The following is a 17,090-nucleotide window of genomic DNA, read 5'->3' as shown; positions in this document are numbered from 1 at the left end:
CCTGCACCCGACGGTGCGAGGGACCATCGGGTGCAGGCACCCACGCGAGGAGGAGCGGAAACCGAGATGCGGCCACCGAACTTCCTCTACGGCATCTACGAGCGCAAGCTCGCGAAGCAGTTGCACGGCCGACCGGTACCGCATCACATCGGCGTGATGCTGGACGGGAACCGTCGCTGGGCGCGCTCGGTGGGCCTGGAGACGGCGCAGGGCCATCAGGCCGGGGCGGACCGGATCACCGACCTGCTCACCTGGTGTGAGGAGGTGGGTGTCGGGGTCGTCACACTGTGGATGCTCTCCACCGACAACCTCCGGCGCGACCCCGCCGAGATCACCGACCTGCTCGAGATCATCGCCGCCACGGTCGCGAAGCTCGCCACCACCAGGCGCTGGCGGCTGCGGATGGTGGGGGAGCTGGACCTCCTGCCGGAGGAGATCTCCGACCGGCTGCGCGCGGCCGAGGCCCTCACCGCGGACGTGGACGGGGCGCACGTCAACATCGCCGTCGGCTACGGAGGGCGCCACGAGATCGCGAACGCGGTGCGCTCGCTGATCAAGGAGTACACCGAGCAGGGTCGCCCGCTCGAGGACCTCACCGACGTGGTCACGGTCGAGAAGATCGCCGAGCACCTCTACACCAAGGGTCAGCCCGACCCGGACCTGGTCATCCGCACCTCCGGGGAGCAGCGGCTCGGCGGCTTCCTGCTCTGGCAGAGCGCGCACAGCGAGTTCTACTTCTGCGAGGCCTACTGGCCGGACTTCCGCCGGGTGGACTTCCTGCGTGCCCTGCGTTCCTTCGGTGAGCGCGAGCGTCGCCTCGGTCGCTGAGGCGAAGGCGCCGGTCACGGTGGGCTCTCGAGGGCCCACCGGCTCGAACATGTCCGGCAGGTGAACTCTTCGCGGTTCGCCGCGCCACGCCGCGCTGCTCCCACGAAGAGCTGCGCTGCGGTCGTAGCGTGGTCATCACTGGGTGGCACTCCGGTCACCCACCGGGAGGCCAGCCCATGGAGCACACGCTCAGGTGGGAGAGGGGCCGCCGTCGGCCCCTCGTCGGGCCGACCGCCCTCACCCCGCAACCGCAGCGCGGCAATGCGCAGCGGAGCAGGTCCATCTGGAGGAGCTACCAGTGACCCGTGAGTCCCTCGCGTTCGACGATCCGATCCCCGGCACATCGAAGGGCGGTGAGGGACTCCCCGGCGTGTTGCCGGTCCCCGATCCGCACGCCCCTGACGGCACCGACGGCGCACGCGTCACGTATGTCCTGGACACCTCGGTGTTGCTCTCCGACCCCCGCGCGATCTTCCGGTTCGCCGAACACGACGTGGTGCTGCCGATCGTGGTCGTCACCGAGCTGGAGGCCAAGCGCGACCACGCCGAGCTCGGCTACTTCGCCCGCAGTGCACTGCGGATCCTCGACGACCTGCGGGTCGAGCACGGCAAGCTCGACGAGCCGATCGCAGTGGGCGAGGCGGGCGGCACCGTCCGGGTCGAGCTGAACCACTCCGACCCGTCGGTCCTGCCCTCGGGGCTGCGCCTGGGTGACAACGACACCCGGATCCTCTCCGTTGCCGCGAACCTGCGCTCCGAGGGCCGATGCGTCCGGGTGGTCTCCAAGGACCTGCCGATGCGGGTCAAGGCCTCCGCGGTCGGGATCCGGGCCGAGGAGTACCGGGCCCAGCTGGCGGTCGATTCCGGGTGGCGGGGCATGTCCGAGGCCTCGGTCACCGAGTCCGAGATGGCCACGCTGTTCGGGGACGAGCAGCTCTCCATCGCGGACCTGTCGATGGGCGACGGCGTCCGGGACCTGCCGTGTCACACCGGGCTGGTGCTGCACTCGCCGCGCGGTTCGGGGCTCGGGCGGGTCACGCCGGACAAGCAGATCGCGCTGGTTCGGGGCGACCGGGACATCTTCGGGATGCACGGACGCAGCGCCGAGCAGCGGATCGCGATCGACCTGCTGCTCGATCCGGAGATCGGCATCGTCTCGCTCGGGGGCCGGGCGGGGACGGGGAAGTCCGCGCTGGCACTCTGCGCGGGGCTCGAGGCCGTGCTGGAGCGGCGCGAACACCGGAAGGTGATGGTGTTCCGGCCGCTGTACGCCGTCGGCGGCCAGGAGCTCGGCTACCTGCCGGGCAGCGAGGCCGAGAAGATGAACCCCTGGGCGCAGGCCGTCTTCGACACCCTCGGTGCGGTGGTCTCCTCGGAGGTGGTCGAGGAGGTCATGGACCGGGGCATGCTCGAGGTGCTCCCGCTCACGCACATCCGGGGCCGGTCCCTGCACGACGCGTTCGTGATCGTGGACGAGGCCCAGTCGCTCGAGCGCAACGTCCTGCTCACGGTGCTGTCCCGGATCGGGCAGAGCTCCAGGGTGGTCCTCACTCACGACGTCGCCCAGCGGGACAACCTCCGGGTGGGACGTCACGACGGGGTCGCCGCCGTGATCGAGGCGCTGAAGGGGCACCCGTTGTTCGCCCATGTCACGCTGACCAGGTCCGAGCGGTCCCCGGTCGCGGCGCTCGTGACAGAGCTGCTGGAGGGCATCGAGGCGTGATCTCTGCGCCGACCTCATGCGCGCCGCGCATGAGGTCGGCGCCCAATCGTGCGACACGCGCTGTGTTCTAGGTCACGGACCCTCGCATTATCTCAGATGTGAGATATCGTGAGGCAATGACCGTGATTGAAGAGACCGATACCTCCGTGGCCGAGATCGGCACCCTGATCCGTGGGGCCCGTCAGAACAAGGGCCTGACCCAGAGCCAGCTCGCCGAGCGTCTGAACACCTCGCAGAGCGCCATCGCCCGGATCGAGCAGGGCAGTCAGAACCTCTCCGTCGAGCTTCTCACCCGGATCAACCGCGCCCTCGAGGCCGATCTACTCTCCATCGGGGCGCCGCGGGCCTCACACCTGCGGGTGACCGGCGGTCAGCAGCTCTCCGGCACGATCACCGTCAAGTCGTCCAAGAACGGTGCCGTCGCCCTGCTCTGTGCCTCCCTGCTGAACCGGGGCCGGACCCGGCTGCGTGGCGTGGCCAGGATCGTCGAGGTCGACCGGATCGTCGACGTACTCCGGTCCATCGGCGTGGAGGCCACCTGGTCCGCCAACGGCAAGGACCTGGACATCGTTCCCCCGGCCCGGCTGGACCTGAGCGGGATCGACTCCGACGCGGCCCGCCGGACCCGCAGCATCATCATGTTCCTCGGACCGCTGCTGAACTCCGAGGCCACCTTCGACCTGCCCTACGCGGGCGGTTGCGACCTGGGCACCCGCACCGTGGAGCCCCACATGATCGCGCTTCGCCCGTTCGGGCTCGACGTCGTGGCCACCTCCGGTGCCTACCACGCGACCGTCGACCCGAACCGCCCGGGGGACATCAAGGTGGTCCTCACCGAGCGTGGCGACACCGTCACCGAGAACGCGATCATGGCCGCCGCCCGGCACCCGGGCGTGACCACCATCCGCAACGCCAGCCCGAACTACATGGTCCAGGACCTGTGCTTCTACCTGGAACTGCTCGGCGTCCGGGTGGACGGCATCGGCACCACCACCCTGCGGGTGCACGGCCGCTCCGAGATCGACGTCGACGTCGACTACGCGCCGTCGGAGGACCCGGTCGAGGCGATGAGCCTGCTCACCGCCGGCATCGTCACGCACTCGGAGATCACGGTCTCCCGGGTGCCGATCGAGTTCATGGAGATCGAGCTCGCGACGCTCTCCGAGATGGGCCTGAGCTACACGGTCTCCGAGGAGTACGCCGCCGCGAACGGACGGACCCGGCTGGTGGACGTCACCGTCCACCCGAGCGACCTGCGTGCCCCGATCGACAAGATCCACCCGATGCCGTTCCCTGGGCTGAACATCGACAACCTGCCGTTCTTCGCCGTCATCGCGGCCAGTGCGTCGGGTCATACCCTGATCCACGACTGGGTCTACGACAGCCGCGCGATCCACCTGACCAACCTGACCCGGCTCGGTGCGGACGTGCGCCTGCTCGACCCGCACCGGCTCGACATCAACGGCCCGACCCACTGGTCCGGCGCGGAGGTGAGCTGCCCGCCCGCGCTGCGTCCCGCCGTCGTCATCCTGCTCGCCATGCTCGCTGCGAAGGGCACCTCCGTGCTCCGCGGGGTGGACATCATCGCCCGCGGCTACGAGCAGTTGCAGGAGCGACTGATCGAGCTCGGCGCCCAGATCGAGACCTTCCGGGACTGATCGCCCGGAGCCGCGCCGGTGCCCGCGATCTCGCTCACGCCTCGACGGATGTGAGCGTGATCGCGGGCACTCGCCTGCGTGGTGCGGCCCTCCGGTCCGGGCCGCACGGGCACGCGCTCGACGTGCGCACTCACCCGATCGGGTGTTGGCTGTCGCCTGAGGTCAGTCGATGACGTGATCTTTGGGGAGGTCTGGTGCGACGAAACCGAATGGTCGCGGCGACCGCCGGAGCAGCACTCGTGGCGACCCTCGCCGCGTGTGCGCCCGACGATGGCCCGCCGACGCTGAACTGGTACATCAACTCGGACAACGGTGGCCAGGCGCAGATCGCCGCCGAGTGCACGGAGGCAGCGGACGGCGCGTACACGATCGAGACGGTGCTGCTGCCGCGTGATGCCGCCGCCCAGCGCGAGCAGCTCGCCCGACGCCTCGCCGCGGAGGACCGCTCGATCGACCTGATGAGCCTGGACCCGCCGTTCATCCCCGAGCTCTCCGAGCCGGGCTTCCTGGCGCCGATCCCCGACGATGTGGCCGAGGCCGTCTCCGAGAACGTGGTGCAGGGCTCGCTGGACTCGGCCACCTGGAACGACGAACTCGTCGCGATCCCGTTCTGGGCCAACACCCAGCTGCTCTGGTACCGCGAGTCCGTGGTCGAGGAGGCCGGGCTGGACATGTCCCAACCGGTGACCTGGGACCAGCTGATCGAGGTGGCCACCGACCAGGATCGCTACCTCGCGGTCCAGGGAATCAAGGGGGAGTCCCTCACCGTCTGGATCAACGCCCTGATCGCCTCTGCCGGCGGTGAGATCATCACGAACCCCGGCTCGAGCGCGGAGGACACCGAACTCGGCCTCGAGACCGACGCCGGGCGCGAGGCCGCGCGGATCCTCGAGCAGATCGGCAGCGAGGGCCTGGGCGGCCCGGGCCTGCCGACCTCCGACGAGTCCGCGTCGCTGCGACTCTTCCAGGGCGATGACGCCTCCTTCATGGTGAACTGGCCGTTCGTGTGGACCTCCACCCAACAGGCGGTCGACGACGGGCTCCTCGACCAGTCCGTCCTCGACGACATCGGCTGGGCGCTCTACCCGGCGGTCACCGAGGGCACCGACTCCGCGCCCCCGGTGGGCGGGATCAACCTCGGCGTCGGTGCGTTCAGTGAGCACACCGACCTGGCCTTCGAGGCCGCCCAGTGCATCGTCACCCCCGAGCACCAGGCGTTCTACATGGTCAACGACGGGAACCCGGCCTCGAACACCGAGGCCTACGAGGATGCCGAGGTCCAGGAGACCTTCCCGATGTACGAGATGATCCGGGACTCCCTCGAGCAGGCCGCGCCACGGCCGCAGACACCGCTCTACAACGAGATCAGCACCGGGCTGCAGGAGACCTGGTACCCGGTCTCCGACGTGAACCCGGACACGTCTCCGGAAGCGGCCACCGAGCTCATCACCGCCGTCCTGCGAGGGGAGCGTCTGCTGTGAGTCATAGTGCGAGCAGGCCCGCGACCGGTCCTGACGTCAAGGAACGCAGTTCGCGCAGGAAGCCGCGCGCCAGCGACCGGGCCCGATCCGAGGCCCGACTCGGTCTGATGCTCGCGGCGCCGGCGTTCATCGTCATGGTCGCCGTGACCCTCTACCCGATCGTGCAGGCGTTCATCGACTCCCTCTCCCGGATCCGGCTGACCGCGCCCGACGCCAACGAGTTCGTCGGGTTCGGCAACTACGCGGTCGTGCTCACCGACCCGGTGTTCTGGTCCGCGATGGGGGTGACACTGTTCATCACGGTGGTGACCGTACTGGTCGAACTGGTCATCGGCTTCGCCCTCGCGCTGGTCATGCACCGGGCCATCCAGAACCTGCGTGGCGCGCTGCGCACGGCGATCCTGGTGCCCTACGGCATCATCACGGTGGTCTCGGCGTTCGCGTGGTTCTACGCCTTCGACATCAGCTCCGGCTACGTGAACTCCTGGTTCGACTGGGTCCCGGGGGTCAGCGAGGACCTGAACTGGTTCGCGTCCCAAGGGACGAGCCTGTTCGTGATCATGGCCTCGGAGATCTGGAAGACGACCCCGTTCATCTCGCTGCTGCTCCTCGCCGGCCTCGCGCAGGTCCCGGGGGAGCTGGAGGAGGCCGCGAAGGTGGACGGGGCCACCAGCTGGCAGGTGTTCAAGCGGGTGATCGTGCCGAACATGAAGGCCGCGATCATGGTGGCCGTGCTGTTCCGGGCACTGGACGCGTTCCGCATCTTCGACAACGTGTTCGTCATGACGAACGGCGCGAACGGCACCACCGTGCTCTCACTGCTCGCCTATCGAACGTCCATCGGGCGCCTCGAGATCGGACTCGGCTCCGCCGTCTCGGTGCTGCTGTTCCTGTCCGTGGTCGTCATCTGCTTCGTGGCGATCAAGCTGTTCAAAGTGGACCTCTCGAGCGCGCGAGGAGGCAACTGATGGCTCTCACCGGACGCCAGAAGATGTGGTGGGCCGTCATCACGGTGCTGGTGCTCGTCTATGCGCTGTTCCCGGTGTTCTCGATCCTGGCGACGTCGTTCAAGCTGCCGGGCGACCTCACCTCCGGCAGATTCCTGCCGACCACGTGGACGTGGGAGAACTACACGCAGATCCTCGGCCCGGACGGTTCCGCCCGCGACCTGTTCCTGCCGGCCCTGCGCAACTCCATCGGCATCTCGCTGATCGCGACGCTGATCGCCGTGGTGCTGGCCACCGTTGCGGCGTATGCGATCGCCCGGCTGGACTTCCCCGGCAAGCGGCTCGTGCTGACCACCGCCCTCGGGGTGTCGATCTTCCCGGTGATCTCGATCGTGACGCCGCTGTTCAACATCTGGCGCTCGATCGGGCTGTACGACACCTGGGCCGGGCTGATCATCCCGTACCTGTCGCTGACCCTGCCGATCTCGATGTGGACGCTGGCGGCCTTCTTCCGTCAGATCCCCTGGGAGCTGGAGCAGGCCGCGCAGGTCGACGGGGCCACCCCGATGCAGGCGTTCCGCAAGGCGATCGTCCCGCTGGCCGCGCCCGGGGTGTTCACCACGGCCCTGATCGCGTTCTTCATCGCGTGGAACGACTTCGTCTACGGGATCTCACTGACCTCCACCAGCGCCGCTCGACCGGTACCCGCCGCACTGGCGTTCTTCACCGGTGAGTCCTACTTCGAGGATCCCACGGGTGCCATCTCGGCGGCCGCGGTGGTGGTGACCATTCCGGTGATCGTGCTGGTGCTGCTGTTCCAACGACAGATCGTGGCCGGACTGACCCAGGGAGCCGTCAAGGGCTGACTGCCCTGACGCGAACGAGTAGAAGGAGACATCGGAGATGGCTTCGATCACCTTGAACCACATCGTGAAGAAGTACGGCGACGGGTTCCCGGCCGTGAACGACGTGAGCCTGGACATCGCGGACGGTGAGTTCGTGATCCTGGTGGGCCCGTCCGGATGTGGGAAGTCGACCCTGCTGCGCATGATCGTGGGCCTCGAGGACATCACCTCCGGCGACCTGGAGATCGGCGGGAAGCGGGTCAACGACCTCGCCCCGCGCCACCGGGACCTCGCCATGGTGTTCCAGAACTACGCGCTCTACCCGCACCTGACCGTCTACGAGAACATCGCGTTCCCGTTACGGCTGACCAAGGGTCAGTACACGGACACCGAGATCGACAGCAGGGTCCGCAACGCCTCCACGCTGCTCGAGCTGGACGAGCACCTCGAGCGCAAGCCGGCCAACCTCTCCGGCGGCCAGCGCCAGCGGGTCGCGATGGGACGCGCCATCGTGCGCCAGGCGCAGGCGTTCCTCTTCGATGAGCCGCTCTCCAACCTGGACGCCAAGCTGCGCGGGCAGATGCGCACCGAGATCGCCCGGCTGCAGCGGCGGTTGGCCACCACCACCGTGTACGTCACGCACGACCAGACCGAGGCCATGACGCTCGGTGACCGGGTCGCCGTGCTCCGGCGCGGGGTGCTGCAGCAGGTGGCCAGCCCGCGCGCCCTGTACGACCAGCCCGTGAACCTGTTCGTGGCCGGGTTCATCGGTTCACCCCCGATGAACTTCCTACCCGGGCGCGTCGAGGGTACCGATCTGGTGCTGCCGTTCGTGCGGGTGCCACTGGACGCCCGGCTCCGCGCCGCCATCGGGGACCGGGAACTGGTCATCGTCGGGATCCGACCGGACGCGTTCGAGGACGCCGACGTGGTCGCGCAGGACAAGCGCGGCAGCGGGGTGACCTTCGATGCCGACGTGGACGTCACCGAGTGGCTCGGGTCCGAGTTGTACGCCTACGTGCCGTTCGAGACCGACCCGGCGGTGCAGCAGCAGCTCGAGGAGCTCGACCGGGAGCTCGACGGCGAGGGCATGCGGACCCAGCTCGTGGTGGCGCTGGACTCGCTGAGCACCATCCGTGACGGCGACGCCGCCACGCTCTGGTTCGACCCGGCGTCGGTGCACGTGTTCGACCCGGAGAGCCAGGACAGCCTCACTCGCGACGACGAGAAGGCGGCCGCGATCGATGCCGAGGCCGCGCAGGCACGCCAGCGTGCGACCGCGCGGGCGAAGGAGCGCGCTGCACGCGAGGACGCGAAGGCTTCCTGAGCCGAGCTGAGCCGAGGGTGAGCAGGATCGGACGGCGACCGGCCGCCGTCGGGCGTCAGATCTTGCCGATCGTCTCCACCACGGACGCGCGGCCGTCCGCGAGGGTGTACTCGACGCCGACGATCGCGCACCGACCCTGACGCACGCCCTCGGCGAGGCTCGCCGAGTAACCCTGCAGCATCCGGACCGTGGCGCGCACGTGCTCACGGCGCAGTTCATCGGCGTCCGGGATCCGCATGGTCCGATCGTCGTCACGGAAGAACGAGGAGATCGACCAGGACGGGTCGGAGCGGGTGACCAGGCTCGGGATCACCCGGTCCACGATCGCGCGGACGAAGCCGGACGGCAGCTCCCCGGTGGCCAGGGCGTGGCTGGCTGCGGCGACCGCTCCACAGTGGTCGTGGCCGAGGACCACCACGAGCGGGGCGCCGAGGATGTCCACCCCGTACTCGATGGACCCGAGCACGGTGGTGTCCACCACGTGCCCGGCCGTGCGGACCACGAACATGTCACCGAGCCCGCGGTCGAAGATGATCTCCGCAGCTACCCGCGAGTCCGAGCACCCGAACAGCACCGCGAACGGGTGCTGTTCGGTGGAGACCTCGGCGCGCCGCTCGACGCCCTGACTGGGATGCTGCATCCGCCCTTCGACGAAGCGCGTGTTCCCGGCCATGAGTTCGGCCCAGGCCTGGGCAGGGGTGGGACGTCGGTTCATCGGGCACCATTCTCGAGTTCGCTGCGGGTCGGTGGGTTCGCGCCGGCCCGGGAGACGGTGACCGCCGCGATCGCAGCCGCGTGTGCCATCACCGCCCGCAGGGTATCGGCGTCGATGGCGTGCAGGGCCGGCCGCCGGGCCGCGCCGAGCAGGCCGGCGGTCCAGAGCCCGTCGATGAGCCCACCCATGTAGGAGTCGCCCGCGCCGACGGTGTCCACCACCTGCACCCGGGGCGAGGCGATGATGACCTCGACCCCAGCGCTGGTGACCGCGAACGACCCCTCGCCGCCGCGGGTCAGCACGACGACCGCGGGTCCCGACGTGGCCCAGTCGCGGACCACCTCCTCGGCGTCGTGGCCCGGCCGGAGCCAGGCCACGTCCTCGTCGGAGACCTTGACCAGGTCCGCGCCGGCGACGAGTGCGGTGATCGTGGGCAGCACCTGCTCCGCGGTGCCCATGATCGAGGGCCGGGCGTTCGGGTCGTAGCTGACGGTCGCGAACTCGCGGGCCGCCGCCGCGAGCTCGGCGACCGCCGCGCCTCCGGGCTGCAGGGTGGCGCCGATGGAGCCGACGTGCAGCGCGACCATGTCCGCGTCGAGCAGGACCTCGGGCACCCGCCAGTCGAGGTCGAACGTGTAGGTGGCGGCGCCGTCGGCGTCGAGCGTGGCGACGGCGGTCGACGTGCGTTCGGCGCGGTCGGAGCGCGGCACCAGGCGCACCCCGTTGCCGGTGAGGTGGTCGCGGATCAGGGCGCCGTGGGCGTCGTCACCGAACCAGGTGGCCAGCTCGGCGTCCCGGCCGAGCCGGGCCAGGCCGAGCGCGACGTTCGCGGGCGAGCCGCCAGGGTGCTCGCTCACCGTGCCGTCGGCCGCGTGCACGACGTCGACGAGGGCCTCGCCGATCACCAGCGCGTGCGTCATGACTCGGTCTCCTCATCGGCGTCCGCGCCGGCGTCGGCGGGGGATTCGACGAGCGAGACCGTCGCGTCGCCCTTGGCCGCGGCGAGCCGGTCCCGGGCGGCGTCCAGCCACCGCTGGCAGCGGTCCGCCAGAGCCTCGCCGCGCTCCCAGAGGGCAAGCGAGTCCTCGAGGTTCGCAGCGCCGGACTCGAGGCGGCCGACGACCTCGACGAGCTCGTTCCGTGCTTGTTCGTAGCTGAGTTCGGCAACGTCCGGGTTGTTCACGGCGTTCATCCAATCACCTCTTCGCCGGTGCGTGTGTCAGCGGTCCGCACCGTGACCCCCAGCCGCCCGGCGGCGACCAGCGCGGAGAGGTCCTGCCCGACGGTGACCTCGTCCGGCGAACGCACCACCACGCCGTCGTCGGTGCGCAGCACGGCGTAGCCGCGCTCCAGGGTCGCCTGTGGCGAGAGGGTGCGCAGCGCCGTCCGGAGGTTCGTCAGGTCCGCCTCGGCGCTGCCGAGGCGGCGCTCGATGGCGGCCCGCCCGGCCGTGCGGGCCTGTTCCAGCGCGCGCAGCCGGGGCGTCACGATCGAGGCGGGGTCGGCCAGCACCGGGCGGTTGCGGAGCAAGGTCAGGCGCTCGCCCTCGGTGCGCAGGCGCCGGGTCAGCGCGTTCGTCATCCGCTCACGAGCCTGGGCGATCCGGGCCAGTTCCTGGCCGACGTCCGGCACGATCCGCTTCGCGGCATCGGTGGGGGTCGAGGCGCGATAGTCGGCGACGAGATCGAGCAGCGGGGCATCGGTCTCGTGACCGATCGCCGAGACGAGCGGGGTGGTGCACTTCGCGGCGGCGCGGACCAGAGCCTCGTTGGAGAACGGCAGAAGGTCCTCCACGGAGCCACCGCCGCGGGCGATCACGATCACCTCGACGTCGGGTTCGGAGTCCAGGTCGGCGATCGCCCGGCTCACCTCGGGAACACAGTGCGGGCCCTGGACGGCGACCTCGCGGATCTCGAAGTGCACCTGGGGCCAGCGGGCCCGAGCGTTCACGAGCACGTCGTGCTTGGCCTTCGCATTAGCGCCGCAGATCAGCCCGATCCGCCCGGGCAGGAACGGCAGCGGGCGCTTGCGCTCGGCGTCGAAGAGACCCTCGGCGGCCAGGACCCGCTTGAGATGCTCGATCCGGGCCAGGAGTTCGCCGAGTCCGAGGGCCCGGATGTCGCTCGCGCGCAGGCTGAGCGTGCCGCGCTTGGTCCAGAAGCTCGGCTTGGCGTGCACCACCACGTGGGCGCCCTCGCTGATGGCCTCCCCGCGGGCCGCGAGGAGCCGCTTCAGCATGGTCACGGACAGCGACATGTCCACGTCGGTGTCCCGCAGCGTCAGATAGGCGCTGGCCGAGGCGTTGTGGCTGTTCACCTGGACGAGTTGGCCCTCGACCCAGACCGGGGCCATCTTGTCCACGTAGTCGGCGATCTTCGCGGCGAGCAGCCGCACCGGCCAGGGTTGCTCCGCAGTGGTGTCCAGCGCCTTGGCGGGGAACCCGCCGGGGCCGTTCGGGGGACTGCTCATCCCCCTAGGGTGCCTTACGGCGGGGACATCGGAGTCACACGGGTGGGTGCCGCCCGCCGGGGCTCGGCCGGGCCCGGCCGCTGCCGTCGCCCGGAACGTAGACTCGCTCGGGTGACCTCCTCTCCTGGACGCATCCTGCTCGCCGCCCCGCGGGGCTACTGCGCCGGCGTGGACCGGGCCGTCGAGGCGGTCGAGCGGGCGCTCGAGCACTACGGGGCTCCGGTGTACGTACGCAAGGAGATCGTGCACAACACGTTCGTCGTCGAGAGCCTCAGCGCCCGCGGCGCCGTCTTCGTCTCCGAGACCGACGAGGTGCCGGTGGGGGAGCGGGTCATCTTCTCCGCCCACGGCGTCTCACCGGCCGTGCACGCCGAGGCGGCGCAGCGCCACCTGGACACGATCGACGCCACCTGCCCGCTGGTGACCAAGGTGCACAAGGAGGCCGTGCGCTTCGCCGCCCGGGACATCGAGATCCTGCTCATCGGACACGAGGGTCATGAGGAGGTCGAGGGCACCGCGGGGGAGGCGCCCGATCACGTCCACCTGGTGACCGGCCCGGACGCCGTGGACGACGTCACCGTGCGGGACCCGGAGAAACTGGTCTGGCTGTCCCAGACCACGCTGTCCGTCGACGAGACCATGGAGACGGTCCGGCGCCTGCGCGAGCGGTTCCCCAAACTCGCGGACCCGCCGAGCGACGACATCTGCTACGCCACGCAGAACCGTCAGGTCGCGGTGAAGAAGATCGCCCCCGACGCGGACGTGTTCATCGTCGTCGGCTCCGCGAACTCCTCGAACTCGGTCCGCCTGGTGGAGGTGGCCCTCGAGTCCGGTGCGCGCGCCGCGCACCGCGTGGACACCGCCGCCGAGTTGGACCCGGCTTGGTTCGACGGGGCCGGCACGGTCGGCCTGAGCTCCGGGGCGTCGGTGCCGGAGATCCTGGTCCGCGACGTCATCGCCCGGCTCGGCGAGTGGGGCTTCGGCGACGTGCAGGAGGTGCGCACCGCCACCGAGGACCTGATCTTCTCCCTACCCCGGGAGCTGCGGGCCGAGCTGAAGAGCGCCGGGCAGAGCCACACGAGGGGGCGGAGCACGAGTCTGGACGTAGCCCCGCACTGATCGGGGCCGACCGGCCCACGGCGGGCTGCCTCAGGCGGCGAGAGCGGCCTTGGCGCAGCGGATGTCGGTGATCATGTGATTCACCACGCCTGCCCGTAGGGTCGCGAGCACCGCGTGCTCCTTGCCGGGACCGCCACCGATCGCCACTCGCATCTCGACGTTGCGGAGCTGCTCCTCGGAGATCCCGACGATCCGCTCCTCCAGGCCGTCCACCGTGTTGCCGTCGGCGTCCAGCAGCATCGTCCCGATCTCGGCGACGACGCCTTTCTCCTCGTACTCCTCGCGCTCACCCAGATCGAGCAACTGGCGTGCCATCCACGAAGCCTCCGGCCAGCCGCCGATGGTCAGGAACGCCTTCTGCATGTGGTCGAACCGGCGCAGTGTCCGCTGGATCGACGGGTGCTTGAGCAACAGCGTGGCTTCCGGGTCCTTCATCAGCACGGCCGGTGCGTAAAGCGGGTGGGTCGCCCCGCCGGTGAGGCGCCCGATGTTGGAGATGACCTCGATCCCGTCCTCCAGCCGCGGCGCACCGACCCCGGTCAGCTGGACGACGTCGGCGGAAGGGAGCCGCTCGATCAGGCGGGAGGCGAGCACCAGGGTCCGACCAGGCGCGAAGCCGAGGATGTCGTCCTCCGCGACGTTGTCGACGATGAAGCGAGCCGCGATCCGGGCGATCGCATCCCGGGACTCGACGACGTCGGAGGAATGCGTGGCCACGACCAGCGCCGCGCGCAGACCGTAGCGTTGGGTCAGTTGCGCCGACAACCCGACGTCCACCGGCGCGGACACCGTAGGGCGCACCTCGATCAGACCGAGGGCGCGGGCGCGCTTGACCATACGTGCGGTCGCGAACCGCGACTTGCCGATGTCGGCGGCGATGTCGTTCACGGATCGACCGTGCGCGAGGTTCTGCATGGCGACATGGACGTGCAGAACCTGCTGGTCGATGGTCAGCTGCCTGCTCATAAGAGCACCGTAGGGCACGGCTGAGCGTGCCATTTAGGCTCGGGCGATCCGCATCGATCCGACACAGGGAGATCCCACGCCATGCAGTGCTCCATGGACCGACCTTCGCTACGAACCTCCTGGCACGGGCGGGTGGGGGCGTGAGCGGGCCGGTCGTGACCGAGGAAGAACTTGACGCGCTGGCTACGGAGCTGCTCGCGGGTCGGGAGATCGCTGCGGCCGGGGCGTTGTTCGACATGGACGGCACGCTGGTGGACTCGGTCCCGGCGGTGGAGGCCTCCTGGCGGATGGTGGCCGACGAGTTCGGTGTGCCGCGGTTGCCGGCATCCCTGCACGGCATGACCGCCCAGGCCGTCGTCGTCGCTGCGGGGATCCACCCGGACCACCGGGAGCGGGCGGCGGCGCGCCTGGTCGAGATCGAGTCCCGGCCCGGCCAGGAGTTGGAGGCCCTGCCGGGGGTACGGCACTTCATCGAGTCGCTGCCCGAGGGGCACTGGGGTGTGGTCACGTCCGCGCCGCGTGAGGTTGCCCGCGCGCGCTACGGAGCAGCACGCCTGCCGCGGCCGGTGTTCTTCGTCACCGGTGACGACGTGACGGCAGGCAAGCCCGATCCCGAGCCGTTCCGCAGGGGCCTGGCCGCCCTCCGGGCCCGTGGCTGCGCGGGTGTCGTGGTCGCCGTGGAGGACACGGTTGCGGGCCTGCAGTCCGCCCGCGGCGCCGGCTGTCTTGCCCTCGGGGTCCCGGGTACCTGTACCGCGGCGGAACTGGCGCCTCATGCTCATCTGGTGATCGACTCCTTCGAGGTGCTTCGGACCCGGGCGACGGACCCCGGGTTCGGCCTGCAGGTCACGCTCCGCTGATCAGACCTTGGCCTTCCGCTCGTCGAGCACCTGCCGGTACCACTGCTGCGCCTGCGCCGGGTCGTCCGACGTGGTGCCGTCGGCACCGAGGGCGACGGCGGCGCGCATGTCCTCGAGGGTGCGCAGCATCCACACGTGCACATCGAGACCCCGGGCCTGGATCGCCTCGACCGTCTCCTTGGTCAGACCGGGGAACCCGCACGCGAACCTGGTCGAGCCGGTGTGTTCGAGCAGGCCGACGAGGCCGCCGACGAAGCGCTCGGCGTCGGCCAGCGTCTTGACGATGATGCACCGGCCGATCTGTGGCATCCGTTCGGCCGCCTGCCGGATCGCGTCCGGGTCGAAGCCGGTGACGATCGTGCGTGCGGCGTCATCGGGTCGTGCGGCGAAGAACTCTGCCAGGAACGGCACCGTCGCCGGGTCCTTGACCTCGAGCTGGATGAAGGTGGAGGTGGCGTCGTACATCTCGGCGAGGCTGACCACCCCGCGTCCGGAGTCGAGGACGACCCCCTGCAACTCGGCCAGGGTCATCTCGGCGGCGGGGCCACGCCCGCGCGCGGAGTCGTCGCCGGCGGTGCGGTCGAGGGTCGCATCGTGCAGCAGGAAGAGTTGCTGGTCCTTGCTCAGCCGCACGTCAAGCTCGATCTCGTCGACACCCACCTCCTCGGCCAGGGCATAGGACTCGAGGCTGTTCTCGGGCTTGTGGGCCATCGCACCGCGATGGCCGACGATCAGCAGGGTCATCTCAACCTTCCACTCGTTCTTCGTACTGGCTACGGATTCTGTCGATGGCCGACTCCAGATTGCTCTGCATGGTCGTCAGCGCGGACTCCGGGTCGTTGCCGCCGGAGTAGACGGCCTGAATGACGCCGTTGGCCTCCGGCACGCACTCGGGCACGTAGCGTCGGACCACGTCGGGCCCCTGAGCGATGTCCAGCTGGTCGATCGCCACCTGGTAGTTCGGGTTCTCCGCCGCCTTCTGGCGTACCTGGTCGGACTCCAGCGCCGCCTTCGTGGTCGGCAGGTAGCCGGTGCCGAGGGTCCAGTCGACCGACGCCGCACCGGTGCAGAGGAACTTCAGCACCTCCCAGGCGGCCTGCTTTCGTTCGTCCGACGCGTACCGCAGGATCGACAGCCCACCGCCGCCAGTGGGCACGCCGGTGGTCGCCTGCTGCGGCAGGAAGCCGCAGCCGTACTCGAACTCGGCGGCTTCGTCGATGCCGGTCAGTGCACCGGTGGACTGCAGCATCGAGGCCGCGGCACCGGAGATGAAATCCCCGGTGGGGTCGGCGGCCAGGTAACCCAGGCCCTCGTCGTGGATGAAGGCCCGGTCGAACTCCAGCGCGGCGATCGTCTCCTCGCTGGTGAAGAGCATGTCAAGGCCGTTGGAGTAGCCACCGCCGAACGCCCAGGACGAGCCCTGGAAGTACCAGTCGTCGGTGCCGGTGTAGGCCCGCATCGCCACGTCGGTGCTGTTCCTGCGGTAGCCCTTGAGCTCCATGCCCCAGTCGCGGTACTCCTCGTAGGTCTCCGGCGCGCGGTCCGGCAGGCCCACGTCGGCGAAGATGTCGCGGTTGAAGTAGAACAGCGGCGTCGAGCGGCCGAACGGAACCCACCAGACGTCGTTCTTCACCGTGCCCTCGGTGATGAACTTCTCGTGGAACGCGTCGGTACCGAAGTTCTCGTCGAAGTATCCGGTCAGTGGTTCCAGGGCTTGGTTGAGATAGAACCTGTTCCACACGACGTCGCTGAGTACCGAGATGTCCGGGACCTGCTTTGCCTGCAGGCTCGCGGCGAGCTTCGACTCGACGTTGTCGTAACCCTCGAAGATCTGGATCTCGCAGAAGATGTCCGCCTGGGCCTCATGGAAGGCGTCGATGTTGCGCTGCAGCACCTCTGCGTTGTGCGAGGTCCAGTTGCTCCACAGCACGACGCGCTGGCGGTCACTGAACTCGTCCGGGATGTCACCGCTGGGCTGGCCGTAGACGGTGTCCTCGGCGGCACCGGTGCCGCCGTTGAAGCAGGCCGCGAGGGCGGGTGTGGATGCTGCCACGAGGCCGGCGCCGAGCAGTTGGCGGCGGGTGAGCCCTGATCGGGCGCGGTCACGGCGGTGTGGTCGGGGGTGCATGGGGTCTCCTAAATGGTGGGGTCG

General features: G+C 69.6%; 16 protein-coding genes. 9 read left to right on the top strand and 7 right to left on the bottom strand.

The genetic code is table 11. From position 1 onward, the window contains the following. Positions 1-66: 66 nt before the first annotated feature. The 7 genes from KCQ71_RS10595 to KCQ71_RS10565 all read left to right on the top strand — a co-directional run bounded on the left by KCQ71_RS10595 (position 67) and on the right by KCQ71_RS10565 (position 8,809). Positions 67-828 carry an isoprenyl transferase gene (locus KCQ71_RS10595; protein WP_223405596.1) on the top strand — a complete coding sequence of 254 codons (762 nt, stop codon included), beginning with the start codon at positions 67-69 and terminating at the stop codon, positions 826-828. 370 nt (positions 829-1,198) lie between these two features. Continuing rightward, complete coding sequence (gene phoH2 / locus KCQ71_RS10590) at positions 1,199-2,551, top strand: RNA 5'-3' helicase PhoH2 (RefSeq protein ID WP_223405891.1); 1,353 nt, start codon at positions 1,199-1,201, stop codon at positions 2,549-2,551. 116 nt (positions 2,552-2,667) lie between these two features. Then, complete coding sequence (locus tag KCQ71_RS10585) at positions 2,668-4,209, top strand: carboxyvinyltransferase (RefSeq protein WP_223405594.1); 1,542 nt, start codon at positions 2,668-2,670, stop codon at positions 4,207-4,209. A gap of 191 nt (positions 4,210-4,400) precedes the next feature. After that, positions 4,401-5,690, top strand: coding sequence for an extracellular solute-binding protein (locus KCQ71_RS10580; protein ID WP_372454004.1), 1,290 nt, complete (start codon positions 4,401-4,403; stop codon positions 5,688-5,690). Further along, positions 5,687-6,658, top strand: coding sequence for a carbohydrate ABC transporter permease (locus KCQ71_RS10575; RefSeq protein ID WP_223405592.1), 972 nt, complete (start codon positions 5,687-5,689; stop codon positions 6,656-6,658). Before KCQ71_RS10580 ends, KCQ71_RS10575 begins: the two co-directional genes overlap by 4 nt. Continuing rightward, positions 6,658-7,503, top strand: a complete 846-nt coding sequence (locus tag KCQ71_RS10570; RefSeq protein ID WP_223405590.1) for a carbohydrate ABC transporter permease — start codon at positions 6,658-6,660, stop codon at positions 7,501-7,503. The genes KCQ71_RS10575 and KCQ71_RS10570 overlap by 1 nt, the downstream gene beginning before the upstream one ends. 37 nt (positions 7,504-7,540) lie before the next feature. Next, entirely contained in the window at positions 7,541-8,809 is a 1,269-nt protein-coding gene (locus KCQ71_RS10565) for an ABC transporter ATP-binding protein (protein ID WP_223405588.1), read from the top strand. Between the two features lie 55 nt (positions 8,810-8,864). Here the strand turns inward: KCQ71_RS10565 and KCQ71_RS10560 are convergent, their stop codons facing one another. Genes KCQ71_RS10560 through xseA form a run of 4 tightly spaced genes read right to left on the bottom strand, consistent with a single transcriptional unit; the run spans position 8,865 to position 11,993 of the window. Continuing rightward, positions 8,865-9,524, bottom strand: coding sequence for a carbonic anhydrase (locus KCQ71_RS10560; protein ID WP_223405586.1), 660 nt, complete (start codon positions 9,522-9,524; stop codon positions 8,865-8,867). Beyond that, positions 9,521-10,444 (bottom strand): PfkB family carbohydrate kinase, encoded by a 924-nt coding sequence (locus KCQ71_RS10555; protein WP_223405584.1) that lies wholly within the window; start codon positions 10,442-10,444, stop codon positions 9,521-9,523. Before KCQ71_RS10555 ends, KCQ71_RS10560 begins: the two co-directional genes overlap by 4 nt. Next, positions 10,441-10,716, bottom strand: coding sequence for an exodeoxyribonuclease VII small subunit (locus KCQ71_RS10550; RefSeq protein ID WP_223405582.1), 276 nt, complete (start codon positions 10,714-10,716; stop codon positions 10,441-10,443). The genes KCQ71_RS10555 and KCQ71_RS10550 overlap by 4 nt, the downstream gene beginning before the upstream one ends. Further along, the gene (gene xseA / locus KCQ71_RS10545; RefSeq protein ID WP_223405580.1) at positions 10,713-11,993 is read right to left on the bottom strand and encodes an exodeoxyribonuclease VII large subunit; all 1,281 of its coding nucleotides are present in this window, start codon (positions 11,991-11,993) and stop codon (positions 10,713-10,715) included. The genes KCQ71_RS10550 and xseA overlap by 4 nt, the downstream gene beginning before the upstream one ends. A gap of 111 nt (positions 11,994-12,104) precedes the next feature. Between xseA and KCQ71_RS10540 the strand changes: the two genes are divergently transcribed. Continuing rightward, positions 12,105-13,112, top strand: coding sequence for a 4-hydroxy-3-methylbut-2-enyl diphosphate reductase (locus KCQ71_RS10540; protein WP_223405578.1), 1,008 nt, complete (start codon positions 12,105-12,107; stop codon positions 13,110-13,112). A 30-nt stretch (positions 13,113-13,142) separates the two neighbouring features. Here KCQ71_RS10540 and KCQ71_RS10535 read toward each other — a convergent pair whose 3' ends face one another. Next, complete coding sequence (locus KCQ71_RS10535; RefSeq protein ID WP_223405576.1) at positions 13,143-14,078, bottom strand: sugar-binding transcriptional regulator; 936 nt, start codon at positions 14,076-14,078, stop codon at positions 13,143-13,145. Positions 14,079-14,218: 140 nt separating this feature from the next. Here KCQ71_RS10535 and KCQ71_RS10530 point away from each other — a divergent pair, with 140 nt between their 5' ends. Next, positions 14,219-14,938 (top strand): HAD-IA family hydrolase, encoded by a 720-nt coding sequence (locus KCQ71_RS10530; RefSeq protein WP_223405574.1) that lies wholly within the window; start codon positions 14,219-14,221, stop codon positions 14,936-14,938. On the opposite strand, the gene KCQ71_RS10525 is transcribed toward KCQ71_RS10530, so the two are convergent. Further along, the gene (locus KCQ71_RS10525) at positions 14,939-15,682 is read right to left on the bottom strand and encodes a glycerophosphodiester phosphodiesterase (RefSeq protein ID WP_223405572.1); all 744 of its coding nucleotides are present in this window, start codon (positions 15,680-15,682) and stop codon (positions 14,939-14,941) included. A gap of 1 nt (position 15,683) precedes the next feature. Beyond that, positions 15,684-17,066 (bottom strand): ABC transporter substrate-binding protein, encoded by a 1,383-nt coding sequence (locus KCQ71_RS10520; protein ID WP_223405571.1) that lies wholly within the window; start codon positions 17,064-17,066, stop codon positions 15,684-15,686. Positions 17,067-17,090 lie beyond the last annotated feature (24 nt).

The sequence above is a fragment of the Occultella gossypii genome, assembly GCF_019947135.1.
GTDB lineage: Bacteria > Actinomycetota > Actinomycetes > Actinomycetales > Beutenbergiaceae > Occultella > Occultella gossypii.
The sequence above is the reverse complement of the archived record's forward strand: the minus strand, read 5'-3'. Positions and strand labels throughout refer to the sequence as shown.

Bases quoted from the DNA above. Each gene is read 5' to 3' on its own strand.
- KCQ71_RS10595 (WP_223405596.1), top strand. From the start codon at position 67: ATGCGGCCACCGAACTTCCTCTACGGCATCTACGAGCGCAAGCTCGCG.
- KCQ71_RS10550 (WP_223405582.1), bottom strand. From the start codon at position 10,716: ATGAACGCCGTGAACAACCCGGACGTTGCCGAACTCAGCTACGAACAA.
- xseA (WP_223405580.1), bottom strand. From the start codon at position 11,993: ATGAGCAGTCCCCCGAACGGCCCCGGCGGGTTCCCCGCCAAGGCGCTG.
- KCQ71_RS10570 (WP_223405590.1), top strand. From the start codon at position 6,658: ATGGCTCTCACCGGACGCCAGAAGATGTGGTGGGCCGTCATCACGGTG.
- KCQ71_RS10565 (WP_223405588.1), top strand. From the start codon at position 7,541: ATGGCTTCGATCACCTTGAACCACATCGTGAAGAAGTACGGCGACGGG.
- KCQ71_RS10535 (WP_223405576.1), bottom strand. From the start codon at position 14,078: ATGAGCAGGCAGCTGACCATCGACCAGCAGGTTCTGCACGTCCATGTC.
- KCQ71_RS10555 (WP_223405584.1), bottom strand. From the start codon at position 10,444: ATGACGCACGCGCTGGTGATCGGCGAGGCCCTCGTCGACGTCGTGCAC.
- KCQ71_RS10560 (WP_223405586.1), bottom strand. From the start codon at position 9,524: ATGAACCGACGTCCCACCCCTGCCCAGGCCTGGGCCGAACTCATGGCC.
- KCQ71_RS10525 (WP_223405572.1), bottom strand. From the start codon at position 15,682: ATGACCCTGCTGATCGTCGGCCATCGCGGTGCGATGGCCCACAAGCCC.
- KCQ71_RS10585 (WP_223405594.1), top strand. From the start codon at position 2,668: ATGACCGTGATTGAAGAGACCGATACCTCCGTGGCCGAGATCGGCACC.
- KCQ71_RS10520 (WP_223405571.1), bottom strand. From the start codon at position 17,066: ATGCACCCCCGACCACACCGCCGTGACCGCGCCCGATCAGGGCTCACC.